Annotated in this window: 20 protein-coding genes; 14 read left to right on the forward strand and 6 right to left on the reverse strand. The window is 45.3% G+C overall.

The window, feature by feature from the left end:
* The 6 genes from FY557_RS14960 to kduI form a co-directional block, all read right to left on the reverse strand.
* The coding region (locus FY557_RS14960; RefSeq protein WP_149248046.1) for an MFS transporter at nt 1–745 on the reverse strand (745 nt) is incomplete at its 3' end.
* Between the two features lie 238 nt (nt 746–983).
* Nucleotides 984–1643, reverse strand: a complete 660-nt coding sequence (locus FY557_RS14965; protein ID WP_149248047.1) for a bifunctional 4-hydroxy-2-oxoglutarate aldolase/2-dehydro-3-deoxy-phosphogluconate aldolase — start codon at nt 1641–1643, stop codon at nt 984–986.
* A 318-nt stretch (nt 1644–1961) separates the two neighbouring features.
* The gene (locus FY557_RS14970) at nt 1962–2969 is read right to left on the reverse strand and encodes a sugar kinase (protein ID WP_149248048.1); all 1008 of its coding nucleotides are present in this window, start codon (nt 2967–2969) and stop codon (nt 1962–1964) included.
* A 340-nt stretch (nt 2970–3309) separates the two neighbouring features.
* Nucleotides 3310–4707: a glucuronate isomerase gene (gene uxaC, locus FY557_RS14975; protein WP_149248049.1), complete on the reverse strand. Its 1398-nt coding sequence runs from the start codon at nt 4705–4707 to the stop codon at nt 3310–3312.
* A 16-nt stretch (nt 4708–4723) separates the two neighbouring features.
* A complete protein-coding gene (locus FY557_RS14980; protein WP_149248050.1) occupies nt 4724–5506 on the reverse strand; it encodes a gluconate 5-dehydrogenase in 783 nt (260 codons plus the stop codon).
* A gap of 7 nt (nt 5507–5513) precedes the next feature.
* Entirely contained in the window at nt 5514–6350 is an 837-nt protein-coding gene (gene kduI / locus FY557_RS14985; protein ID WP_149248051.1) for a 5-dehydro-4-deoxy-D-glucuronate isomerase, read from the reverse strand.
* Between the two features lie 869 nt (nt 6351–7219).
* Between kduI and FY557_RS14990 the strand changes: the two genes are divergently transcribed.
* From FY557_RS14990 to FY557_RS15055, 14 genes are all read left to right on the forward strand, one after another.
* The gene (locus FY557_RS14990; protein ID WP_149248052.1) at nt 7220–10234 is read left to right on the forward strand and encodes a SusC/RagA family TonB-linked outer membrane protein; all 3015 of its coding nucleotides are present in this window, start codon (nt 7220–7222) and stop codon (nt 10232–10234) included.
* Nucleotides 10235–10244: 10 nt separating this feature from the next.
* On the forward strand, nt 10245–12068 hold the full coding sequence (locus FY557_RS14995; RefSeq protein ID WP_149248053.1) for a RagB/SusD family nutrient uptake outer membrane protein: 1824 nt from the start codon (nt 10245–10247) through the stop codon (nt 12066–12068).
* A 76-nt stretch (nt 12069–12144) separates the two neighbouring features.
* Nucleotides 12145–13167 (forward strand): pectinesterase family protein, encoded by a 1023-nt coding sequence (locus tag FY557_RS15000; RefSeq protein WP_149248054.1) that lies wholly within the window; start codon nt 12145–12147, stop codon nt 13165–13167.
* A 198-nt stretch (nt 13168–13365) separates the two neighbouring features.
* The gene (locus FY557_RS15005; RefSeq protein WP_149248055.1) at nt 13366–14778 is read left to right on the forward strand and encodes a polysaccharide lyase family 1 protein; all 1413 of its coding nucleotides are present in this window, start codon (nt 13366–13368) and stop codon (nt 14776–14778) included.
* Between the two features lie 38 nt (nt 14779–14816).
* Complete coding sequence (locus FY557_RS15010; protein ID WP_228451801.1) at nt 14817–15827, forward strand: DUF4861 family protein; 1011 nt, start codon at nt 14817–14819, stop codon at nt 15825–15827.
* Between the two features lie 11 nt (nt 15828–15838).
* The gene (locus tag FY557_RS15015) at nt 15839–17098 is read left to right on the forward strand and encodes a glycoside hydrolase family 105 protein (RefSeq protein ID WP_149248056.1); all 1260 of its coding nucleotides are present in this window, start codon (nt 15839–15841) and stop codon (nt 17096–17098) included.
* A 111-nt stretch (nt 17099–17209) separates the two neighbouring features.
* A complete protein-coding gene (locus tag FY557_RS15020) occupies nt 17210–18823 on the forward strand; it encodes a glycoside hydrolase 43 family protein (protein ID WP_228451802.1) in 1614 nt (537 codons plus the stop codon).
* Between the two features lie 24 nt (nt 18824–18847).
* Entirely contained in the window at nt 18848–19693 is an 846-nt protein-coding gene (locus tag FY557_RS15025; RefSeq protein ID WP_149248058.1) for a rhamnogalacturonan acetylesterase, read from the forward strand.
* A 1-nt stretch (nt 19694) separates the two neighbouring features.
* Nucleotides 19695–21362 (forward strand): glycoside hydrolase family 28 protein, encoded by a 1668-nt coding sequence (locus tag FY557_RS15030; protein WP_149248059.1) that lies wholly within the window; start codon nt 19695–19697, stop codon nt 21360–21362.
* A 14-nt stretch (nt 21363–21376) separates the two neighbouring features.
* Nucleotides 21377–22285 carry an alpha/beta hydrolase gene (locus FY557_RS15035; protein WP_149248060.1) on the forward strand — a complete coding sequence of 303 codons (909 nt, stop codon included), beginning with the start codon at nt 21377–21379 and terminating at the stop codon, nt 22283–22285.
* Nucleotides 22286–22357: 72 nt separating this feature from the next.
* A complete protein-coding gene (locus tag FY557_RS15040) occupies nt 22358–23335 on the forward strand; it encodes a pectinesterase family protein (RefSeq protein WP_149248061.1) in 978 nt (325 codons plus the stop codon).
* A 102-nt stretch (nt 23336–23437) separates the two neighbouring features.
* Nucleotides 23438–24175, forward strand: a complete 738-nt coding sequence (locus tag FY557_RS15045) for a rhamnogalacturonan acetylesterase (RefSeq protein ID WP_149248062.1) — start codon at nt 23438–23440, stop codon at nt 24173–24175.
* 186 nt (nt 24176–24361) lie between these two features.
* Complete coding sequence (locus FY557_RS15050; RefSeq protein ID WP_149248063.1) at nt 24362–24706, forward strand: cupin domain-containing protein; 345 nt, start codon at nt 24362–24364, stop codon at nt 24704–24706.
* Between the two features lie 642 nt (nt 24707–25348).
* A complete protein-coding gene (locus tag FY557_RS15055) occupies nt 25349–26449 on the forward strand; it encodes a polysaccharide lyase family 1 protein (protein ID WP_149248064.1) in 1101 nt (366 codons plus the stop codon).
* Nucleotides 26450–26596: the final 147 nt, after the last annotated feature.

Here is a 26596-nt window from a genome sequence, read left to right on the forward strand (position 1 = left end):
GTTCTTCGTGGTCCTGGTTGATGTAAGAAAGCTCGTGTTCATTGACTTTATGGTGCTTATGCGGTTTCTTGTAGTAAAATACCCAAAGCCCCATCCATAAGAAACCTAAAGCTCCGATGATGATAAAGGCCCACTCCCAGCCCATCGCTTTGGCAATAAACGGAATGGTAACGGGAGCTGCCAGAGCACCTACCGTGGCGCCTGCATTCCAGATGCTGGTGGAAAAAGCGCGGTCTTTTTTAGGGAAATATTCCGCCGTGGTCTTGATGGCTGCCGGAAAGTTCCCCGCTTCCCCGATGGCCAGTACAAAACGGGCAAAGACAAATAAGGTAACGCTGGTGCTGATGATGGCTGAGGTATCGGACACCTTTGCAATCAGCTCCTTCGATCCGTGAAAGCCGGCCAGCCAGTTTCCGGTGAGGATCCCCGAGGTGGCAATCCCGCAGAAGGCGTGCAGAACCGCCCCCACCGACCAGATCGCGATGGCCCATAGAAATCCTTTTTTGGTATCCATCCAGTCGACGAATTTCCCGGCGAAAAGCATTCCCACGGCATAGAAAATGGAAAACAAAGCGGTAATGTTTCCGTAATCGCTGTTGTTCCAGTGGAATTCCGGGGCGATGAAATCCTTCCAGGTCAGGGATAACACCTGGCGATCCAGGTAATTGATCGTAGTGGCCATAAACAGCAGCACGCAGATCGTCCACCGGAAGTTACTCGGTTTAAGAGAGGTAACTGAACTCATACTTCATTTTACAATTTAGTTAATTTTTGTTTTTTTATATTTTTTCTTAACACAAAGGCTGCGAAGATTTCTTCTACTGCTGAGTGTTTTTTAAATGACATGTCTGATAAGATCTCATCCTATTCTGTAGAAAGGCGCTCCCTTCGGGATTTTAAAACGAGCAGCAGCGCCGGGCTTTAGCCCGATGTCCTGCGTTCAGGATTCTGCTTTAGCCAACTTCTGTTGATATGACTTCACGTTATTTCAGCTCCTGAATGATTTTCAGGACTTTCCGGGTTTCTTTTTCAATGGTCCCGTAATCTTTGGCCTGCATCAGGTCTTTGCTGACGAGCTTGCTGCCCATCCCGACGGCGGATACCCCGGCTCTGAACCAGCTTTCGATGCTTTCTACAGTGGTGTCTACGCCACCGGTCGGCATAAATTTAAGGTTTGGGAATACGTCTTTAATGGCGCCCATAAACCCAGTTCCCAGGACATTCCCGGGAAATAATTTGATGAAAGTCACGCCCGCCTTTTCAGCGGCGATGATCTCTGTCGACGTCATGCAGCCCGGGCTGTACAATATATCTTTCGGGATTAAATATTCAGCCACTTCCGGTACAAAACCCGGGCTGATGAAAAAGTCGGCCCCGGCCCTGTCATATGCTTCGGCCTGCTGAAGGTTTTTGATCGTCCCGATGCCTAAAAGCATCCCGGGCATCTCCGAATTGCGGATTTCCACCATCCTGGTAAAATTCCCCAAAGCTGCCTCGCCCCGGCTGGTGTATTCCACTGCGCGGATCCCGGCACGGTACAGCGATCTTAAGATATCTAAAGTAACCGACTCCTCCGCATGATAATACAAAGGCAAAACGCCCTGGCTGATAATGGTGTCGGTTGTTGATTGAATTGTTGTCATTTTAAACTCATTTTTAAATCACGTTTTAATAGGATTGCATCCTATCTTTTGAAAAGCCGTCCTTTCGGGACTTTAAAAATTTCCAGGGCTTTCTTGAACACGAAGACACACCAAGTTTTTCATTTACTACTAACTGTCTTTAAGGTTCACAAAGCTGCTTCGACAGGCTCAGCATAAACTTATGCTTATAAAAGCCACTAAGCTTTCATTATAAATATCCTTTCTCTAAAAAAGTCAGGTTTATTAAGCTAAAAGCCAATAACCATCCACAGATTGCCAGCCGCCAGAAGCCAGCTGCCAGAAACCAATATCCAGCCGTTATCTTTTTATTCTTCCCCCGGAATCTCCGGCCATCACTTCCAGGATATCTTCGGCGCTGCTGTAATTGATATCGCCCAGAATCGTATGCTTGATCGCGCAGGCCGCATTGGCAAAATGAAGCGCTTTTTCATCATCAAAATGCTGCAAACCGTAGATCAGCCCCGCGACGAAGGCATCCCCCGTCCCGATCCGGTCCACCACAGGACTAACTTCCAGAAGTTCCGTTTCAAAATAATCTCCGTCAATTAAAGCCCTGCCCCGGGTCTGCTGCGAGCTTGCCGTTACCCCGATCCTTATTTTATCGAAGATTTTATGGATGGAAGGAACCTGCTGTGTTAATTCCCGGCAGGCCTTAAGGAAGCCTTCTTTGTCAGGTGAAAACTGAGTTCCCAGAATTTCATTGATCTCATTCACCCCGCCGATGAAAACCGTGGAATAACCGACCAGCTCCTTCAACACTTCCTTCCCGCTTTTGCCGTATTTCCAGAGGTTGGAACGGTACGCCGGGTCAGCCGTCACCTCGATTCCCATTTCGCGGGCCTTAAGTAAACCTTCTTTTAAGGTCTTGTAAGCAGATTCGGAGATGCCGGGGCTGATGCCTGTCCAGTGGAAATAACAGCAGTCTTCCACCGCTTTTTCCCAGTCGGTATTACCGGCTTCGATGTTGGCAAAAGAGCCGTTCAGCCGGTTGTAAGCAATACGGCTCGCGCGGACCGAGGAACCGACTTCCAGAAAATACAGTCCCAAAGGATGCTCGTTCTTAGTGATGAAAGAAGGATCAATCCCGAAGCTTTTCACAAAAGCCAAAGCCGATTCCCCCACAAAGTCATCCGAAACGCAGCTGACGTGCTTTACCTCGCAACCCATTGTTGCCAGGGAGGCCGCCACGTTAAGCTCCGTGCCGCCGAAGAAAAACTCCATCTCATGGCTCTGCTTCATCGTCCGGTGCCCGGGCGGTGAAAGACGCATGATGATTTCTCCGAAAGTAAGTATTTTGTTACCCATAATTTTTATAATGGCTGTTTTTAATAACGGCTGCTTTTATCTAACGCAAAGCCCGCAAAGTTTTTATGACTGCTAACTGTTTTTAAGTTCGCAAAGCTGCTTCGACAGGCTCAGCATAAACTGTTTCACTCAGCTAAGACCGCGAAAGCTTTTACTCAGAATATTTTATTTAAACCATTAAGAAACTAATAAGAAGTTTAGAAAAATTAAGAAGAGCTTTGCTTTACGTAAGCATACTGCTACATAAAATCTCTGATTTTTCCTTTAATCAAATCTTAATACCTTCATTCTTCTTAATGGTTCAATTTCTCTTTCTCAGACCTTTTCTATTTAATTAATTTTAAAAATCAAAATAATTCTTCGCGTTGTTATAGCAGATATCGGAAATGATTTTCCCGATGTGTTCCATGTCTTCGGGCAGCTCTCCTTTTTTGATCTCTTCCCCGAAAAGGTTGCATAAGACCCTTCTGAAATATTCGTGTCTCGGGAAGGAAAGAAAGCTTCTGGAATCCGTCAGCATCCCGACAAAGCAGCTGATCAGTCCCATGTTGGAAAGGGCGTTCATCTGTTTGATCATTCCATCTTTCTGGTCCAGAAACCACCACCCGGATCCGAACTGTACTTTTCCCTTAATGCTTCCGTCGTTGAAATTCCCGATCATGGTGGCAAAGATCTCATTGTCGGCAGGGTTCAGGTTATACAGAATCGTTTTGGTAAGTTTATCTTTTCCGTCTAAGGCATTCAATAATTTGGACAGGGTTTCCGCCTGAACGAAGTCCCCGATGGAATCCCAGCCGGTATCAGGGCCTAAAATCCGGTGCATCCGCTCGTTGTTGTTCCGAAGGGCTCCCAAATGGAACTGCTGCACCCAGCCGAACCGGTGATACGTTTCGCCCAGGAACAGTAAGATCGCCGTCTTGAACTGGTTTACCTGCTTCTCAGCAATGACTTTCCCGGCCAGCTTATCGTTGAAGATGGCATTTACCTCAGCTTCTGAAGCTTCCTCGAAAGAGATATTGTTCAGTCCGTGGTCACAGAGCCTGCAGCCGTTTTCATGGAAGTATTCAATCCTTTTTAATAGGGCATCGCAAAGCGATTGGTAAGTGTTAACCTCAACACCGGCCGATTCCCCCAGTTTCGAAATATAGTCCGCAAAGTTGTGGTTCTCAATCAGAATCGCTTTGTCCGGACGGAAAGCTGTGGTCACTTTCACCTTCCAGCCGCTCTCTGAAAGCTCCCGGTGGTAATTTAAGGTATCCAGAGGATCTTCCGTCGTGCAGAGGGATTTCACATTCATCAGCTCCAGAAGGCCCCTGGTGGATTTTTCCGGGGTCTGTAGCTGAGCGGTGATGTTTTCGTAGATCTCCGAAGCGTTGCTTTCACTTAAGAGATCATCGATCCCGAAATATCTTTTCAGCTCCAGGTGCGTCCAGTGGTAAAGCGGGTTTCTTAACGTATAAGGCACCGTCCTGGCCCAGGCTTCGAATTTTTCCTTGTCGGAAGAATCTCCGGTGATGAATTTTTCGCCAATGCCCAGGGTCCGCATCGCCCGCCATTTGTAATGGTCGCCCGCGATCCAGACCTTCGAGATATTTTCGAAAACCGTATTCTCGGCCATATCCTTCGGAATCAAATGGTTGTGGTAATCGATGATCGGCTGCTTCTCAGCATAATTAAAATACAGCTCCTCCGCAAAGGAATTCTGTAATAAAAAACTATCGGTAATAAATGATTTCATTGGTAAGGGTCTAAGGTTATTCATTAGCTGGTTTCCCGATGGTTGCCAGAATTCCGCCGTCAACGTAGATAATTTGCCCGTTGATGAAGCGGCTGGCATCAGAAGCGAGGAAAATAGCGGTTCCTGCCAGGTCTTCGGGATTGCCCCATCTTCCTTCCGGAGTCCTGCTGATGATAAATTCGTTAAAAGGGTTTCCGTCTACCCGGATCGGCTCGGTCTGTGAAGTGGCAAAATAGCCAGGGCCGATTCCGTTCACCTGGATGTTGTGTTTCGCCCATTCGGTCGCCAGGTTTTTGGTCAGCATTTTCAGTCCGCCTTTTGCCGAAGCATAAGCTACCACATTGTCGCGGCCCAGTTCACTCATCATGGAGCAGATGTTGATGATCTTTCCGGATTTCCTTCTGATCATGTACTTCCCTACGAGTTTGGACATAATAAAAGGACCGGTAAGATCAACGTCGATTACTTTTCTGAAGTCTTCAATTTCCATATCGATGGCAGGAACTCTTTTGATGATTCCAGCATTGTTGACCAGGATATCTATTTTCCCGTGGGCCGCTTCCATCAGGGCAACTTTCTGAGCCGCTTCCCGTTCGTCGGTTACATCAAAAATATAACCGGTTGCCTGATATCCTTTAGAATGATAATATTCCAGTGCTTCCTCTAATTTTGACGGCGTTGTGCTGGTGATTGCCAGTTCGGCTCCTGCAGCAGCAAGGCCTTCTGCCATAGCCATTCCCAATCCGTGGGTTCCGCCGGTAACAACGGCTGTTTTCCCGGATAAATCGAATAAATTCATGTGAAAATTACTTTAGTTCGTTTGTTTTTACGGCATCCATATCGCCGTAATCCATATTTTCCCCTGCCATTCCCCAGATGAAGGTGTAATTGGACGTGCCTACCCCTGAATGGATCGACCATTCGGGAGAAAGGACCGCTTCATTGTTTTTGATAAAGACATGACGGGTTTCCTGAGGCTGGCCCATAAAATGGCTTACCGTCTGCCCTTCTTCCAGGCCGAAATAGAAATAAGCTTCCATTCTTCTCGTATGGGTGTGCGACGGCATGGTATTCCATACACTTCCTTCGTGCAGTTCGGTCATGCCCATCTGCAGCTGGCAGGTTTCCAGTACGCTGTTGACGATCAGTTTGTTGATGGTACGTCGGTTGGCATATTTGTTTTCACCCAATTCTACAATTTCGGCCTCATTTTTTGTAATCTTTTTTGTCGGATAGGGATGGTGTGCCGGTGCCGAATTGAAATAGAAAAGCGTCTGCCCTTCGGATCCATTTTCGAAAACAACGTCTTTTGCTCCTTTACCTATATACAAAGCTTCTTTGTGATTCAGTTCGAAAATTTCACCGTCTACCGTAATTTTTCCGGCTGCTCCTACATTGATGATTCCCAACTCTCTCCGGTCGAGAAAGTGTTCTGCTTTCAGATCATCCGTCGGTTCAAGCTTTAATGCTGTATTTACAGGCATGGCTCCTCCGACAATCATTCTGTCGTACATGGAATAGGTTACCTTGATCTGATCTTCATTAAATAAATCATCGATCAGGAATTCCCTTCTCAGGTCTTCGGTCGTATATTTTTTTACATCTTCCGGATGATGGGCGTAGCGAAACTCTGATTTTGTCATACTCCTTTACTTTCTTTTTTATGGTCTTTAATAAACCCTGTTTAACATTGCGTAATCGATTGCATTAAATTACACTAAAATGACGTAGAAATACTCTTGGGATAAATATAGAATTATTATTTAATCTGTTAACAATAATTTAATTTAAATTTTTAAAACATTGAAATATAAATATTTAAATACAAAAATAAGATTTAAAATTAAAGTAAAGCATAAGTTTAGCCGTTATTTTTTTAACGAAAACAGTATGCAATTCCAAAATTATGAATGAACAGCAGGAAAATGTAATATTTGATTTTAAATAGGTATTTACTAAAAATAACACCGGATTTCTCTATAACCAACAATAAAAGATCATGAAATACATGAATTAAGAAATAGAAAGAAATTTCAATAAAAAAGCTGACAAAAATCAGGAAAAGGACCATATTTTCAATTTTAAGTGGTGATTTAGGGGATTTTTTCACCCGAAAAACCTAGGCGTTTTAAGGAATTTTTAAGCTTTCATATAAGTTGCCAAAGAAAAACTTCTACTAATCCGAATCATTAATCAGTTAAGAATTAAATCCTTTATACAATTAATAATCAATTAATTAATTATTAATTTCGAATTTATATTTTAATTAAATTAATATTAACGGACCTCGAATTAATGAAAAAATAATATTTTTTTCTTTGCGTATTAAAAAATAATATTAGTTTAGAAGCCAGGATATTTGATATGAAAAGTTACGCAATCGATTGCACTCCGGAAAGCGTACTGTTTTTACAAATATTTTGCCACTGAAAACCCAGTAGAATACTTCCAGATCCAACAAAAACAAAGATTGAAAATTTTTCAACCCAAACTAAAACTATAAGGATACAAAATGGATAAAAGAGTACAATCCGTAAAGTGGTTATATTTAACTTTCTTTCTGCTTCCTGTCCTGGCTATGGCTCAGGAAAAAGAAAACAAAAAAGAGAAAGAGACCAATATCGATGAAGTGGTATTGGTGGGCTACACCCGGGTTTCCAAAAAAGACGTTACCAACGCCGTATCTTCGGTAAAAGGAGAAGCCATAAAGGATATGCCATCCAACAACGCTGCAGAAGCCATCCAGGGAAGAATGGCCGGAGTGCAGGTTTCGCTGAGTGAAGGGGCGCCGGGGGCCGATGTGGACATCGTGGTAAGAGGAGGAAACTCCATTACGGGCAGCAATGCCCCGCTATACATCGTAGACGGCGTTCAGATGGACAATGCACTGACGATCCTGTCGCCGAAAGAAATTCAGTCCATCGAAGTTTTAAAAGACGCCTCCTCCACCAGCATCTACGGAGCCAGAGGGGCTAACGGCGTGGTGCTGATTACGACAAAAGGAGGCCGTAAAAGAGCCAAGACTTCCATCAACTACAACGGGTTTTTAGGTGTAAGAAGCATACAGAATACCATTGATGTGCTGGATCCGTATCAATACGTCCTCTATCAATATGAGCTCTACAACAGAGGCGGTGTACAGACGGATATCGATATGTTCAAAAACAGATACGGTACCTATGCCGATCTGGAAAAGTACAAAACCATTAAGAGAAGGGATTGGCAGGATGAAGTTTTCGGAAGGGAGGCCTTCAACTTCACCCATAACCTTTCGGTGACCGGAGGTTCGGACAATTCTTCTTTCTCGCTTTCCCTTAACAACGTACAGGAAGACGGGATCATGATCGGCTCCGGGTTCAAAAGGAATATGGCCAACTTCAAGTATGACTATGAGTTATCCAAGAAAGTAAGCATGACCCTGAATGCCCGCTACAGCCGGCAGACCATTTTCGGAGCGGGGACTTCCTCCACCGGTTCGCAGAGCACCAACCGGTTGAGAAATGCCGTAAGGTACCAACCGTTTGAGGGCGGATCTACCGTGAATGTAGATGACTTCGATCCTTTGTTCGCCAATGAGACCAACCTGGTAAACCCGGTGCTGCTGGCCAACAATGAAGTAAGAGAAAACGGAAGGAACGACCTTCTCCTCAACGGAACGCTTGAATACAAGATTACCAAAGACTTTACTTTCAGAAGTGTCATCGGATATGTTCAGCGGGACGAATTCGTCAATCAATTCTCCGGCCCGATTACCAGCCTTGCCCGGCAGAACAACGACCAGCCGGTGGTTTTCCTGAGCAAAACGCAATCCAGAAGAATCACCAACACCAACACGTTAAACTATAGAAAAACATTCGGAAACCACAAGCTGGACTTACTGGCCGGACAGGAAATCGTAAAAACGGATGCTGAATCGCTGACGATGAATATCAAATGGTTCCCGAAATCCATCAGTGCTGAAGAAGCATTTGCCAATATCCAGGCAGCTTCCCCTCCATCGGGACAGGTACAGGATATTCCGAGGACCAATGTATTGCCGGACCGTCTGGCTTCATTCTTCGGAAGGGCCAATTATATCTTCAGGAACAAATATATCGTAACAGCTTCCATGAGGGCCGACGGTTCCAGTGTATTCGGACCCGGAAACCAGTGGGGGTACTTCCCTGCCGCCTCCGTTGCATGGAAGATCAATGAAGAGAACTTCCTGAAAGACAGTAGAACCATCAGCGAGCTGAAGCTGCGTGCCGGCTACGGGATGTCCGGAAACAACAGGATCGGGGCGTTTTTATACAATACGTTTTTCACGACTTCATCGGATTACGGCTATGCCTTTGGGAGCAATGTAACACCGGGAGCTACAACAGGAAACATCATGTCGAACCCCGGTGTGAAATGGGAATCTTCGGCTTCTAAAAATGCAGGACTGGATTTCGGTTTCTTCAAGGGAAGAATATACGGAACGCTTGATGTTTACCAGACCGATACCAAAGACCTTTTGCTCCTGGCCAAAATCCCGCAGACCTCAGGATACGAATACCAGTACCAGAATTCGGGAAGCACTACCAACAGAGGGATCGAATTTTCTGTAGGAGCATCCGTCATCAATAAGGAAAACTTCAAATGGAACATTGATGCCAACATTTCTTCCAATAAGAATACAATTAAAAGCTTAGGAAACAGTGCTTCTGCAAGTGCCAACTTTTACTACTATCCTTCCGGCTGGCAGAACAACCTGAACGATTTCCTCGTACAGGTAGGCAAACCCGTAGGAACGTACTGGGGATATGTAACGGCAGGAAGATATGAGATCAGCGATTTTGATTATAACGTAACCACGCAGACCTATACCCTAAAATCGGGAGTGCCGAGCTCCGCAGCCGCAGCCAACGGAGCGAAAGCCGTACAGCCGGGTGACCTGAAGCTTCAGGACCTGAACGGTGACGGTGTGATCGACAATAAAGACATGACGGATCTCGGGAATGCCCAGCCTAAGTTCTACGGAGGCTTCAACCAGACATTCCGATACAAAAACTGGGACATGAGCCTGCTGTTCAATTTCTCCGTAGGCAACAAAGTATATAATGCCAATAAGATCGAATATTCTACCCAGTACCTGTACCGGGACAACAACATGCTGGCTGAAGTGGCCGACCGATGGCGATGGTTTGACGATGCCGGAAATAAGGTGAATGACCCGACGGCACTGGCCGCGCTGAATGCCAACACGACGATGTGGACGCCGTCTGCCGGAGCCTATTTCCTGCATTCCTACGCCATTGAAGACGGATCTTTTTTAAGGCTGAATAATCTGACCATCGGATACTCTCTCGGAAAAGATTTTACCAAACAGCTGGGACTTTCCAATTTCAGGCTGTATTTTACAATGAACAATGTATTTACCCTTACCGGATATTCGGGATATGACCCGGAAGCCAATACCAGAAGAAATCCTTTGACCCCGGGCGTGGATTATGCCGCTTATCCGCGAAGCAGATTCATTTTATCGGGTGTTGATATTACTTTTTAAACCTAATCCTATGAAAAAAAATAAATTTTTAGCCATTCTTTTCTCAGTTGCAGGACTGCTTTCCGTAAGCTCCTGCGGTGATTACCTGGATGTAGAAAGCTTATCCAATACTTCGGAAGCACAGCAGTTCGACTCGGCCTCTGATACGTTCTCCGCTCTGGTGGGTGTTTATAATGCGACGATGGGGGACAATACCTACGGCCAGCGAATGAACCTGATCCTTTCTCAGTCGGGAGACGACTTGAGAACTTCGGGAGACTATAATGCCAACGACCGTAGAGGGATCAGCTGTTTTGGGGCCATCCCTACAAATACCGAACTGCTGAGGCCCTTTCTGGATACCTACGCAGGAATCGAAAGAGCCAACCTGGTGATTAAAAACATTCCCATCTCCCCGGTTTACAAAACAGGGTCGGATGCCGACAAAAAATTAATGGACCGGTATCTGGGCGAAGCGCTGACATTAAGAGCGCACTTCTACCACGATCTGATCAAAAACTGGGGCGACGTACCCTTTCAGGATATTCCGTCTTCAGATCTTCCGAGTGTCTATCTTGCCAAAACGGACCGTGATGTGATTTACGATAAAATCCTGGATGATTTGCTGAAAGCGGAAAGTCTCGTGCCATGGAGATCGGAAGGAAGCACAACGGCCCAGAGAATTTCCAAAGCTGCCGTAAAAGGCCTTCGTGCAAGAATCGCACTGGCAAGAGCCGGCTACTCGCTGAGAAGAAGCCCACAGATGATGATGCAGGGTTCCAATCCGCAGAAATATTATCAGATCGCTTACCAGGAATGTAAAGACATCATCAATTCCGGGCAGCACCAGCTGAATCCGAGCTATGAAGGTTTATTCAGGTCTCTGCATACCAACACGCCGGACGCCACCAATGAAATCATCTACTCGATCGGCGCATTCGGAGGAAACTCGAGAACCGACAGTAAAATAGGATATTACAACGGACTGAGACATGATGATACCGACTGGAAATCTTCCGGAGGGATCAGTGCCATTCCGGTATACTTCTATGAATTTACCAAATATGACCTGCGAAGGGATGTCAACATTGCGATCTTCAGGGTGAATACATCAAAACAGGAAGAACTTCAGACTTCTATCAACTGGAATGACGGAAAATTCAGGAAATCATGGACTTCCATCACGGGAACTTCCCAGAATTTAGGGATCGACTGGCCTTTGCTGAGGTATTCCGATATTCTGCTGATGTTTGCCGAGGCAGACAATGAAATCCATAACGGGCCGTCGCAGGAAGCGGTTAATGCCGTAATGGCCGTAAGACAAAGAGCCTACGCCGGAAACCTGGGACAGGTGGGAACCATCCCGACCGATAAACCCGGATTCTTTAATTATATCGTAAAAGAAAGACAACTGGAATTCGGTGGCGAAGGACTCAGGAAATACGATCTCATTAGATGGAACCTTCTGGAAACGAAGATCAATGAAACGAGGACAAAGCTTACCCAGTTTATGAACGGTACCGGTGCCTATGCCAATGTTCCGGAATATATTTTCTATAAAAAAGTAGCATACAACAAAGATAAAACCGCCCAGCAGAATGTTTCGGATATCGATTTCTTTACCACAACCGGAACAGCGAAAGCAGATATCTTCTACAGCCCGAACCAGAGTGTCGCTACCCCTTCCGGCTATACGAAAGTCAACTGGAGGCTGGCCATGACGCAGCCTTACATCAGCGGCGATCCGGTGAAGAGCTACGCGTATTATTTCCAGGCCAACAGAAAGGAACTGCTGCCGATTGCATTGGATGTCATTAACTCCAATTATAACTTAACCCAGGACTACGGATACTAGATCCATTTACATTCATATCAGAAATACAGGCTTCCTCCCAACAAGAGAAGTCTGTATTTTAACTAAAAAAATTTCAATGAAAACTTCCGTTTTTCTTAAAAAGGTAAACTTTTTTTCAATATTCTTGATGGTGTGGCTGAGCCTGCTTTCTTTTAAAACCAATGATAAGACCATCGTGGTTTCAAAAGACGGAAAAGGCAATTTTACAACGGTACAGCAAGCTATCAATGCTGTTGAAAACAATGTTCTCACCAGAACAAAAATTTTTATAAAAGCCGGAATTTACAAAGAAAAAATCACCATTCCTGCAGAAAAAGGACCTCTAATACTGGAAGGGGAAAACTCCGAGGCAACAATAATCACCTATGATGATTTTGCGTCTAAAAAGAATGCGGAAGGAAAAGAAATCGGAACCACCAATTCTGCCACCGTTTTTATTTATTCCAATCATTTTACGGCGAAGAATATTTCCTTTCAAAACAGTTCGGGTCGCGTCGGCCAGGCGGTTGCCGTACTCACGGCGGGAGACCGGATGATTTTTGAAAACTGCCGGTTCCTGGGAAACCAGGATACCCTTTATCTGAAAGGTGTTCAGGATTCCCTGGACAAAACCCGGCCTTCCAGAAACTATTTTAGAAACTGCTACATCGAAGGCACCACCGATTATATTTTCGGGGCCGGGACTGCAGTTTTTGAAAACTGCACCATCTACTCAAAAGAAACGGCAAGCTATGTAACTGCTGCTTCTACCCCACAGGAAAACGAATTCGGTTTTGTGTTCATTAGTTCTAAAATCATCGGGAATGCAAAGGAAAGTTCGGTGTACCTGGGCAGGCCCTGGAGGCCTTTTGCAAAAACGGTTTTTATAGATTGTGAAATGAATGCATCCATAAAACCGGAAGGCTGGCACAACTGGAGCAAGCCGGAAGCTGAAAAGACCACCTTCTATGCTGAGCTGGGTTCAAGAGGTGCCGGAGCGGACGTTTCAAAACGGATCTCCTGGTCCCATCAACTGAATAAAGCGAAAAGAAAAAAATATACCGCAGAAAACGTCCTGAAAGGAAAGGACAACTGGAACTTTAGACCACATTTAAAATAAAAATACTTTAACACATGAGTCACATAAGATTTTTTAGGTAGCTGGGCGTAGCCGAAGCCTGCATATTTCAGAGCACATAAGATTAAAAAATCTTTGATTTTTTAATGAGCGCCATATTTTGGGAAATTCGGCGGTTGAGGCACCCGAAGCCACCCTGAACTTCAGTTATGATTAAATATAAATGAGCATTTTTCAGTCATGAAGAAAAATTTAACCCAACTTTTAACTGCCGGAATTCTGTACAGCATTTCAAATGTTGTTGCGGCGCAGGAAGTACCCGGTTTTCCGGGTGCCGAAGGGTTTGGGAAATATACTTCGGGAGGACGCGGCGGAAAGGTTTATACGGTAACCAAATTATCGGATGATGGCTCGGAAGGAACGTTGAGATATGCTCTGAATCAGAAAGGCCCAAGGTATATTGTATTTAAGACCGGCGGAACCATTTACCTGGAATCCCCGCTGAAAATAAGGGATGGCCATGTAACAATCGCCGGACAAACCGCTCCGGGGGATGGGATTACCGTTGCCAATTATGAAACTTTTATCGCTGCAGATAATGTCATTATCCGTTATCTCCGGTTCAGGATGGGCGACCTGAAAAAATTCGAGGGAGATGCGCTGGGCGCACGCTTCATTAAAAACCTGATGGTCGATCACTGCTCGATGAGCTGGGCTACCGATGAAACTGTTTCCATTTATGCCAACGAAAATACAACACTGCAATGGTGTATCATTTCGGAGAGCCTGAGAAACTCGGTACATCAGAAAGGCAGTCACGGCTACGGCGGAATTGCAGGAGGAAAAAATGCTTCTTTTCATCATAACCTTTATGCGCATCACGACAGCAGGAATCCGAGATTGGGAGAATATGCAGGCAGCCAATTTGCCCTGACCGACCTCACCGATTTCAGGAACAATGTGATCTACAACTGGGGACACAACAGCCTCTACGGCGGCGAAGGCATGAACGTAAACATTGTCGGCAATTATTACAAGCCCGGGCCCGCAACCAAAACAAAACAGCGGATCGTTGCCATCGATAAAAATGAAAACCCGCAAGCCGAGGTCTATAACCGGTGGGGAAAATATTATATCCATGGAAACGTCATCGAAGGAAACCCGGAAATTTCAGAAGACAACTGGGAACAGGGGGTCTTTGCCCAGATGAAACCTTCCTATAACCTGACGGGAAAAGATAAAAATTCGATCAGGATGACCCGTCCGCATGATATGCGGAACAACGTCACCACAGATTCCCCGGAAAACGCTTATGAAAAAATCCTACGGATCGGCGGGGCAAGCCTGGTAAGAGATGCAGTGGATCTTCAGGTTCTGAAAGACGTAAAAAGCGGAAACTATATGCACAAAGGTTCAAACGGAAGTACCAACGGAATCATCGACTCCCAAAAGGATGCCGGTGGATTTCCGGAACTCAGACAAGGAAGCCTGCTCCCCGATTCCGATAACGACGGAATGCCGGATGAATGGGAAATTAAAAACGGACTAGATGCCAATAAGGATGATGCCAACGGGCGGAAGCTGAATAAAAATTACGACAATATTGAAGTTTATTTTAATGAACTTGTTGAAAAAATTACCGACTGTCAATAAAAGCTGATCACCATGAAAACTTTTAAATAAATGATCCAATGAAAAATAATATGAAGCGGAATGTATTTAAAATCATCGGTACCGGGGTCTTGCTGAGCACAACTCCATTGCCGGCTCAGAGCTCTGTCATCGAAAACATCAGTAAGAACCCGAAGGCTCCGTTTTCTTATGCCGAACTTTCGGTAAAGGAAGGGGGAAAATGGGAAGGCGATAAATACGTCGGCGGAAATTTTAAGAATGTTCAGGAACTGACTCTTCCTGAATCCCACACCGACCACTCTACCTATATCCGTTATGAAGGAATCGGCTTGGAAAACAACAGGATCGGCTACCGGCTGTATCTCGACTGGCGAAACGCTACCGATATTTTTGGTAAAAAAGTCAATACCCTGGTTTTACCGGAGGTCGGCAAAGACGGTTTTGAATCCTACCATCATGATGCGCCGTGGGGACAGGACATCCTGAAATCCGGCCGGACGATCGGTATCGGTTCTTACGGAAGGTACGATGAGCAGAACGATTATGTAGAAACTTTCAAAACCGTAAAAAACACGACGGCCAGAGTAGGTAACGAAAAGGAACTTTCGTATGCTACCATTAACTATAAGGGATGGAAAACCTGGGGCGATGCCATCGATCTGGATTCGAGGCTGACGATCTTTAACCGAGACCGTTTCGTAAAGGTGGATTTAAACCTTAGCAATTCCATTTCAGGATTATGTACCGGAATTGTTGCTTTTAAAAACATCCCGGTAAAACAGGCCATCAGCAAAAATAAAAAATGGGCATACCTTGCCACTTACGGCAACCAGACCGAAACCAAAAAAGATGACAGTCTGGGCATGGCGGTCTTCTACCCTATCGACACTTTCGATAAATATGTAAAGACCAAATCTACCCACACCATCGTTTTTAAGAAAACGAAAGAGGTATCCTATTATTTTTTAGCTGCCTGGTCGATGGAACCCAACGGACTGGCCACAGAAGAATCTTTTTACCGGGATCTCGACCAGAAACTGGAAGCTTTAGATAACAACAACCAACTTTAAAATCAGGCGATATGAATTTCATCAGTCATCACATCAAATTACTGGCGTTTGCTGCTTTAGGTTCAGGAATCTTCCTGTCCTGTGCCCAATCGAAAATAGCGCTTCAGGCACAAGCGGAAACCTCCGGCCGGCAATCCGGAAAAATAGTCCCGGCCAACCTGAAATGGTCCGAAAGAATGATGCTTTCTGAAATGCACCGCTTTCCGGAATCATGGATGCTGGATTTCAGCAAAAGCCCGAAATGGACCTATCCTTCAGCCATTGTCCTGGACGGAGCCGAGCAGTTATACGCCAAAACAGGCAAAAAAGAATATTACGATTACATCAGCGATTTCGGTGGAAAGCTGGTGCAAGAAGACGGAACCATTCTGACCTATGAACTCGAAAAATACAACATCGACCTTCTTAACAGCGGAAATGTTCTCCTTTACCTCTACGAAAAAGAGAAAAAAGAAAAATACCTGAAAGCCCTTCAGACCCTCCGCCGGCAGATCGACGGGCAGCCGAGGACAAAAGAAGGTTCTTTCTGGCACAAAAAAATATACCCATACCAGGTGTGGCTGGATGGACTGTATATGGGAATGCCCTTCTACACGCATTATACCCACGATTTCAGCAAAGGAACCGAAGCCACGAAAGCGTATGACGACATCATGTTCCAGTTCGATTCGGTACAAAAAAACCTTCTGGACAAAAAAACAGGACTTCTCTACCACGCCTGGGACGAAAGCAGAAAAGAAGCCTGGGCAGACAAACAGACCGGGCTTTCCCCGAATTTCTGGGGACGGGCAATGGGCTGGTACGGCATGGCCATGGTGGACGTGCTGGATTACCTGCCGCAGAACCATCCGGGCAGGGCAAGGCTGATTTCCTATCTCCGGTCCTATGCGGATGCCATCATCAAAGTTCAGGATAAAGACAACGGGCTTTGGTACCAGGTGCTGGATAAGCCTTTGGAAAAAGGAAATTATACTGAAGCAACAGCTTCTGCGATGTTCGTTTATACCATGATCAAATCGGTGAACAAAGGTTATCTGCCGAAATCCTATAAAGCCTATGCCAAAAAAGGATACGACGGAATCATTGAAAACCTGATTACGGTAGATCACAATGGCGTGGTGAACTTAAATAAATGCTGTGCGGTTGCCGGCCTGGGCGGAAAACCATACCGCGACGGATCGTATGAATATTACGTCAATGAAGAAATACGCTCCAACGATGCGAAAGGAACAGGACCGTTCATTCTCGCCAGCCTGGAGTTTGAGAAATAATGTTGATCGATTATTTTATAGGGTAATCAATTAAAGAAGGTTCATGACAATTAATTAAAATCAACGCATTGATTTTTTATGAAGAGAAAAATTTTAAATATAACAGCCTTCATGCTGGTCTCAGCAGCTTCAGTATCCCTGAACGCACAGGAACAACCGTATGTTTCTGAAGTATGGACGGCCGACCAGGGAAAAACCTATAAAAACCCGGTCCTGTATGCAGACTACTCCGATCCGGATGCGATCCGCGTGGGGGAAGATTATTACATGACCGCTTCCAGCTTCAATGAGGCACCGGGACTTCCGATTCTCCATTCCAAAGATATGGTGAACTGGAAACTGGTGAATTATGCCGTTACGGATGTCCTGCCCAACGATTATTTTTCTGTTCCGAAACGAGGCGACGGCATCTGGGCACCCAGCATCCGTTTTCACAAAGGGGAATTTTATATTTACTGGGGCGATCCCGATTTTGGGGTGTATATGGTGAAAACCAAAGACCCGCTTGGCCAATGGGACAAGCCGGTACTCGTCATGGAAGGCAAAGGACTGATCGATGCCTGTCCGTTCTGGGACGAAGACGGGAATGCTTATCTGGTCCACGGTTGGGCCGGAAGCCGGGCCGGCGTAAAAAGTCTGCTGACGCTCAACCGGATGAATCCGGAAGGCACAAAAGTACTCGATAAGGGAATTCATGTCTTTGACGGTCACGACGCACATCCAACGGTGGAGGGCCCGAAAATGTACAAAAGAAACGGCTACTATTATATTTTTGCCCCGGCCGGCGGCGTAGCCACGGGATGGCAGCTGGTATTACGATCAAAAAATATTTACGGCCCTTACGAAGAAAAAATCGTCCTTGAACAGGGTTCGACAAAAATCAATGGGCCGCACCAGGGCGCGTGGGTCGATACGCCTTCGGGGGAAAACTGGTTCTATCATTTCCAGGATGTGGATGCCGGCGGACGAGTGGTTCACCTGCAGCCGATGAAATGGGAAAAAGACTGGCCGGTCATAGGGACCGATAACAATAAAAACGGTATCGGCGAACCGGTACTTGCCTATAAAAAACCCGATGTCGGTAAAACCTATCCGACCGTTACACCGGCGGAAACCGATGAATTCGACGGCAAAAAACCGGGACTGCAATGGCAATGGAGCGCCAATGAAAATATCGTCTGGTCTTCCAAGCTTCCCAGGCAGCAATTTTTACGGTTATTTTCAATGAAAGTGCCTGAAGGGGAAAGGAACCTCTGGAATGTCCCGAACCTTTTAACCCAGAAATTCCCGGCTCCGGATTTTGCAGCCTCTACCAAAGTGAAGCTGATCCCGGAAGAGGCCAAAGAAGGAAAAACCGCCGGATTGCTGGTGATGGGCATGGATCATCAGTCCATTGTGATTACCAATAAGCCCGACGGATTCTATCTTCAGGTAAGACGGGCCGAAAAAGCGGACAGAGGCGGCGAGGAAAAAATCCTGTTTGAAACCCGGCTGAAAGGCAATGAAGTCTATTTAAAAGTCAATGTAAACGAACCGAACGGCAGATGCCGGTTCAGCTACAGCGAAAACGGAAAAGATTTTATAAAGACCGGCGATGTTTTCCAGGCCAGACCCGGGAAATGGATCGGCGCTAAAGTGGGCCTTTACAGCATCAGCATGGCAAAAGCCCCGCGCGGTGGCTATGCGGATTTCGAGTGGTTCAGGATTACAAAAAATAATGATTGATTAAAACAAGGCATGAATACCTTTATGACTAAAAAAATATACTATATCGTTCCATTTTTGTCTGTTGTTCTGCTGCTGTCGGCATGCCGGTCACAAAACAGTGTTCAGAAAACAATAGAGAAACGTGACAAAAAGATCACTCATGTTTTCCTGATCGGCGATTCCACAATGGCAGATTATACCGGGGATTACGAGCCGGGAAAGGATTATTTGAAGGTCCGGTATCCGATTACCGGATGGGGCCAGGTATTTCAGCCGTTCTTTGTAAAAGACAGCCTGGCTTCCCTGAAACCTGCTATCGAAACCGATTCCGTACAAGTGATCGACAAAGCACATGGCGGCAGGAGCACCCGTACTTTTTTCCAGGAAGGAAGATGGCGGCAGGTATATGAGCAGCTGCAGCCCGGAGATTATGTCATCATGCAGTTCGGGCACAACGACAGTTCCGAAAAACATCCGGACCGTTACGTCAACATTCAGGGGTACAAAGAATTTTTGCGCCTGTTCGTCAGCCAGACACGGCAGAAAGGAGGAAATCCCGTGATCCTGACACCCGTTGCCCGAAATTACCCGTGGAAAGACGGCAGGCTGGAAAATGTACACGGCGACTACTGGAAGGCACCTGCCGAAGTAGCCGTGGAAATGAATGTTCCCTGCATTGATCTGAACAGGCTTTCCATGGAATACTTTACTGAAAAAGGACAGGATTTTACCACCAGTCATTATTTCATGAACCTCCCGGCCCATACTTACGAAGCCTATCCGGAAGGCCAGAAAGACAATACCCACTTCCAGCCGGAAGGCGCAAAAGCCGTCGCAGCTATCGTTTACCGTGAATTAAAAAAAATACTCAGCACCCAAAAAAAATAAAATGAAGAAGTCTTTTAAAGTGATAGGATTGGCAACAGCCCTGCTATTTTCAACACAGGTATTCGCCCAGAATATAGATCTTTATAAAAATATTGAATTTAAAATGTCGAAGGTAGCGGAAACTTCTTTTCCTGCCAACAGGGTCTCCATTATCCAGTTCGGCGGTGTGGCCGGCGGCATTGTAAAGAACACCGAAGCTTTCAGAAAAGCGATTGACGCCCTGAGCAAAAAAGGCGGCGGGAAGCTGGTGGTGCCCCGCGGCATGTGGCTCACGGGGCCGATCGAGCTGAAAAGCAACATCAACCTTCATGTGGAAGAAGGGGCTTTTATTATATTCAGCAAGGATAAAGAAGATTATCCTTTGGTGGACGTAAGTTTTGAAGGCCTGAATACCATCCGTTGCCAGTCGCCGATTTCTGCGAAAAATGCAACCAATATTGCCATTACGGGAAAAGGAGTGATCGATGGCAGCGGTGATGCCTGGAGGGCCGTAAAAAAAAGTAAGGTCTCGGAATCACAGTGGAAGGAGATCACCGCATCCGGCGGAATCCTTTCTTCTGATGGTAAAAACTGGTATCCTTCTGAAAGTTATAAAAAAGGATTGGAAAGCAGTTCCAATTTCAATGTTCCCGATAAGATTTCCAAAGACCAGCTGGTAACGGTGAAAGATTTCCTCCGTCCGGTGATGGTGAGCCTGGTAGGCTGCGACAAAGTCCTGCTCGACGGCCCTACCTTTCAAAACTCACCGGCCTGGAACCTCCACCCGCTGATGTGCTCGAATGTTATTCTGAGAAATCTGACGGTAAGAAACCCATGGTATTCGCAGAACGGCGACGGGGTCGATCTTGAATCCTGCAAAAACGTGCTGATCTATGACAACAGCTTTGATGTGGGCGACGATGCCATCTGCATTAAATCCGGGAAAGATGAGGACGGAAGAAAAAGAGGGATGCCTACGGAAAATGTGATTATTAAAAACAACGTGGTCTATCACGGCCACGGAGGGTTTGTCGTAGGCAGCGAAATGTCCGGAGGTGCCCGGAACATCCACGTTTCCGACTGTACATTCATCGGGACGGATATCGGATTAAGATTCAAAACCACCCGCGGAAGAGGTGGCATTGTAGAAAATATTTATATTAAAAATATCGACATGATCAACATTCCGACCCAGGTTATCGGCTTCAATATGTTTTACGAAGGCGCTTCCCCGGTACTGGAAGACGGTCAGAAGAAAGAAGGCAATAAAGCGCCCGAAAAGACTTATCCGGTAACCGCAGAAACTCCGGTATTCAGGAATATCTTCTTTAAAAACATCACTGCCGTGAATTCCGATGAAGCGATTACCTTATTCGGACTGGCGGAAATGAACCTTAAGAATATAGTGATTGAAGATTCGCAGTTTGACACGAAAAAAGCCTTAACCATTGTGGATGCAGACGGAATCCGGCTGAAAAATGTGAAGCTGAAATATTCCGAAGGAACAGGAGCTACGGTTTACAACAGCAAGAACATCGATCTTTCCACCGTGAAATTTGAATCCGCCAACAAACCGTATGTTAAAGTTTTAGGAAATAAAACAACAGCCGTATTGCTTCCAAAAGAAGTAATTGCTGATAAAAGTTCATTTTCGATCGGGACCGATGTTACTAAAAATGCAGTTCAATAAAAACTCCAGAACGGATGATTTTTAACGCAAGACTTACTTATATTTCTGTTTTTTTTATGGGAACACTGGCATTCGGGCAGATACAACGTCCGAATGCCACTCCCTATACCAACGAAGCCACGTTTGAAAAGTTCAAAAAGAAATATCCTTTTGTCACTCCCATCGACCGGCCGGTGCCGCAAAACATCAGCATCGATCAGGATGTGGAATATGCCAGTATCAACGGGCTCTCCTTAAAAGCCGATGTCTATTATCCTAAGGGCCGTTCCGGAAAAGATCCCGGCATAGCGATGGTCCATGGCGGCGGATGGATTTCGGGAAGTAAGGAAAACGAAAAATTCATGGCGATGGAGCTGGCATCAAAAGGCTATGTGGTCATCGCGGTCGGTTACCGGCTGGCAGATGTGGCGCCGTATCCTGCCGGAGTGAAAGATATCGAAACCGGCATTGAATGGCTGAAGAAAAATCACCGGAAATATGGTCTGAACAAAAGGAAAATAGCCGTTTTGGGAGAATCAGCAGGCGCACAGATCGCCACGCTGGTCGGGGTGAGATCCGGGAATAAGATCCGCGCCATTGTGAATGTAGACGGAATTGTTTCCTTCATTCACCCGGAAGCGGAAGAAAGTACCTATGCCGCTTACTGGCTGGGCGGGGACCGGACGGTCAATCTAAAAAACTGGACCGAAGCATCACCACTGGAATACGTAGATAAAAATACAGCACCTACCCTGTTCATTAACAGTTCGCTGCCACGCTTCCATGCCGGCCGGGACGATATGATGAAAAAGCTGAAAAGTTTAAATACCTACACGGAAGTTCATGAAATCAAAGACACGCCGCATTCATTCTGGTCGGCAGAACCCTGGTTTACGGAAACTCTGAATATCACCGTACATTTTTTAAATAAGGTTTTAAAATAATTAATTTATTTTTAAATGAAAAGATTTAGTCATGAAATATAAGATGAATATGGTAAAACAACCCCTCAGCTCATGAAAAAACTATTGGTCATATTTTTCGTTTCAATCATCAATTTCCTCTTCGCAGGAAATGATCCCTATGTAAAAATAACGGTCGCCCAGGACGGAAGCGGGGATTTCACTTCCATTCAGAAAGCCGTCAATTCCATCCGCGATTTGGGTCCTGCAGAAGCATTGGTTTTCATCAGATCCGGAACCTATAAAGAGAAAGTCGTGATACCGTCTTCAAAACATAAGATTACCCTCGAAGGCGAAAATAAAGAAACGACCATTATTACCAACAATGATTTTTCCGGAAAACCGGATGCGTTTAATGAAAAAATGACAACCTTCAATTCCTATACGCTGCTGGTAATGGGCGATGATATTACGATCCGGAACCTGACGGTCCGGAATACTTCTTGTAATGAGGGACAGGCCGTTTCCCTGCATGTGGAAGGCGATCGCTTCATAATGAAAAATTCAAAAATTCTGGGCTGTCAGGATACTCTATATGCTGCCACCAACCACAGCCGGCAGTACTTTGAAAACTGCTACATCGAAGGGACAACAGATTTTATTTTCGGACAGGCGACTGCTGTTTTTAAAAACTGTACGATTAAAAGCCTGGCCGATTCATACATTACCGCTGCGGCAACGGAATCCGACCGGCCTTACGGATTTGTCTTTTTCGACTGTCAGCTGATTGCCAAAGAGGGTATAACTAAAGTCTATCTGGGAAGACCCTGGAGACCGTATGCGAAAACAGTCTTTATCAATACCGAAATGCAAAAACACATCCTGCCTGAAGGCTGGAATCCGTGGAAAGGCGACAAAATGTTTCCTGATAAAGAAAAAACCGCCTATTATGCAGAATACGGAAGCAAAGGCGAAGGCGCAAACAATAGGAAAAGGGCAAGCTGGTCTCATCAGCTCACGGGAAAAGAACTGAAAAACTATACCCTTAAGAAAGTCCTGAACGGTTGGATCCCTGAATTGAATGATAAATAATTGCTAAAATGATCTCCGTTTACAACGTATTTTAATAATGCTAGAAAACAGGCAGTTAACGACCGGCCGCATTTAAATTAATGAACATCAAGTATACAAACAATGAATAAACAATTAAGTGTTCTTCTACTCTTTCTTTACTGGTTTGCTTTTGCACAGCAGAAACCGGTGTTATTCCTGATCGGCGATTCGACAATGGCCAATAAAGAAAACCCGGATAAAAACCCGGAACACGGCTGGGGACAGGTGTTGCCTCAGTTTTTAACCGCCGGTATCGATATTCGGAACCATGCCGTGAACGGCAGAAGCTCCAAAAGCTTCAGGACTGAAGGACGGTGGGCTGCTGTAGAGAAGCAACTGAAAAAAGGTGATTTTGTGATCATTGAATTCGGACACAACGACCAGAAACTGAAAGATTCTACCAAATTTACGAATCCGTACACCCAATACAGGGCAAATCTGGAAAGATATGTGAATGAGACCAGAGCTAAAGGAGCTATTCCAATTCTGATGACATCGATTGTGAGGAGAAACTTCAACGAAAACGGGGTCCTGATCGACACCCACAAAGAATACCCTTTGGTTGTAAGAATGGTGGCCAATGACCTGAAAGTTCCGTTTGTGGATATGCAGTTGCTGACCGAACAGATGGAAATTTCCTATGGTCCTGAAAATTCGAAAAAGCTCCACCTGCATTATAAAGAAGGCGAAAATCCGTACTACCCAAAAGGTAAAGAGGATGATACGCATCTGTCAAAGCCAGGAGCAGAAGCAGTAGCCAAACTGGCGGTAAAAAACCTGAAAACAATGAAAACAGGACTGGAGAAATACATTAGATAATGTCCCAGAGATTCTGCAGGTTTTTAAGATGACGGCGTGGCTTCGGCTCCGCTCAGCCGTCGGGGCAGCATTTAAGTGTAATGCCCATGAAAATCTTGATTTTTCTTCTGATATGCCCTAAAATGTTTCAAAGCTTCCGATTAATCTGATGGGCCTTATGTGTTTAAAACATTTAATTAGTAAAATATGAATTTCAAAAAACAACCTTTCTTCAACGGCAATTCCGGTTGGGAAGAACTGGGCGGTGGTGTTTCACGGCAATTTGTCGGCTACAATTCCCAGATCATGATGGTGATTGTAAAATTTGAAAAAGAGGCGGTCGGTGCGCTGCACCAGCACTTCCATTCGCAGATTACCTATGTGGCGGAAGGAATATTTGAGGTGACGGTTGACGGTGAAACAAAGATCCTTCGGAAAGGCGACGGATTTTTCGCACAACCCAACATTTTCCATGGGGTAAAATGCCTGGAATCGGGACAGCTGATCGACTCGTTTGCTCCGTTCAGGGAAGATTTTGTAAAAGACAAATAGGCTGGAAGAGAGGTGCTGGAGGCTGGAAGTTTTTTCCGTAAAGCAATAGTAATTTCAGCGCCAGATATGTTGGCTAAGATCTATTAAGGGTTCAGGACAACAAGTTGCCACTCGAATTTAAGCCCGCACTTTCATGAGATCAGCTTGCTGATCCACTCTTCGCTCCCTTAGCATAGGAAACATTTATACTAAGCTTTGCGTTAAAATTACAGCCTTGTTAAATTTAAAAACAAATTAGAGAATTTTTCCGATAAAAATACAGCAGTAATTTCAACGTAGATATATAGGGTTATGCCCTATTTTAGGAAGCAAAGCAAATGAATTGCTGCACGAAACCGACCGTATAGTTATCGTACCGTATCATCAGATCATTTAGATGGCAGGTCTCTTGTGCTTTGTTCTAAGAAGTTTTAAATCGGAAACTCTATATTAAAAATTGCAGTCGTGCAAAACGCAGATTAAATACATCCGGAATTTATTAGATGATTGACTTTCTTGCTAAAAAAACCTTACATTTTAATCATCTTATAAATTTTAACCAATTTAATAATTTTATAATTAAAATATAACCATATATAATTAAATAAATATTTTAAGTGTCAAATTAATAAATTTAAACTCTAATCAAATAACAATAGTATTATGAAGGAAAATTTCAAAGTCTCATTCTTAACAGTTGCACTCAGTGCCGCTTTTTTCATGGCCTCCTGTGGACAGGAAGACATCCAAACCGGGTTATCAGGGGATCTTAGTGAACAGAATTTTAAAAGAGAAACGGCGGCATTGGGCGATTGTACGGCTCCCGGATGGGCTTCCCGGAACGGCGGAACCACCGGCGGCGGAACGGCGGCGGAAACTACGGTAACCACCTATGCCCAATTGAAAGCGGCCATCGAAAATACTTCGGTAAAAGTCATCAGGGTATCTGGTACGATTAGCATTACCACACGCTTATCTTTCCAGGACCAGACCGGAAAAACCATTTACGGGGCCAGCGGTGCCCGGCTGGTATCTACCAATCAGACCAAAGACGGATCCGGCATCATCAACATCAAAAGATGCAACAACATCGTGATCCGGAATCTTATTTTTGAAGGGCCCGGTGCTTACGATACCGACGGCTGGGACAATGCCATCCTCGATGACTGCCGGAACGTCTGGATCGACCATTGCGAATTCAGGGACGGCGTGGACGGTAATTTCGACATCAAAAACAAATCGGATTATATCACGGTTTCCTACACCAAGTTCCACTACCTGAAAACCCCGAAAGCAGGCGGTCCCGGCGGAACAGATGACCATCGGTTCTCCAACCTCATCGGTTCCGGCGACGGTGCCACTGCCGATGCCGGAAAACTGAACGTTACCTTTGTACGCTGCTGGTGGGCTCCCGGATGCAGGGAACGGATGCCGAGGGTACGCTATGGGAAAATCCATGTCCTGAACAGCTACTTCAACAGTTCCGTAAGCAACAAATGCATCGCTGCCGGGATGAAGGCCGATATCCTGGTGGAAAGGAATGTTTTTGAAAATGTAAAGAACCCGATCAGCCTGGAAGCTGGTCTTACAGCCGTTACCCAGACCGGAAACAGCTTCGTGAATGTTACCGGCAATACTTCGGGAAACGGAACGGCATTTACACCGCCCTACAGCATCAGCAAGTTGAACGTTGCCGACGTAAAATCGGATGTCACCGCCAATGCCGGGGCTACCCTGAGCGGTAATGTCTGCCCTTCATTATAAAATAAACAAGAAACCGGGAATTCCCGGTTTCTTGTTCTGTCCATCAACATATACATGCCGGATAAAGAAGCTGACTGCCGTGCGACGGAAAGCACGAAATTTTTTTTAAAAATCTTTGATTTTTTATACTGTCTGATTTATTGAATG

The organism is Chryseobacterium sp. SN22 (assembly GCF_008329705.1).
Lineage (GTDB): Bacteria > Bacteroidota > Bacteroidia > Flavobacteriales > Weeksellaceae > Chryseobacterium.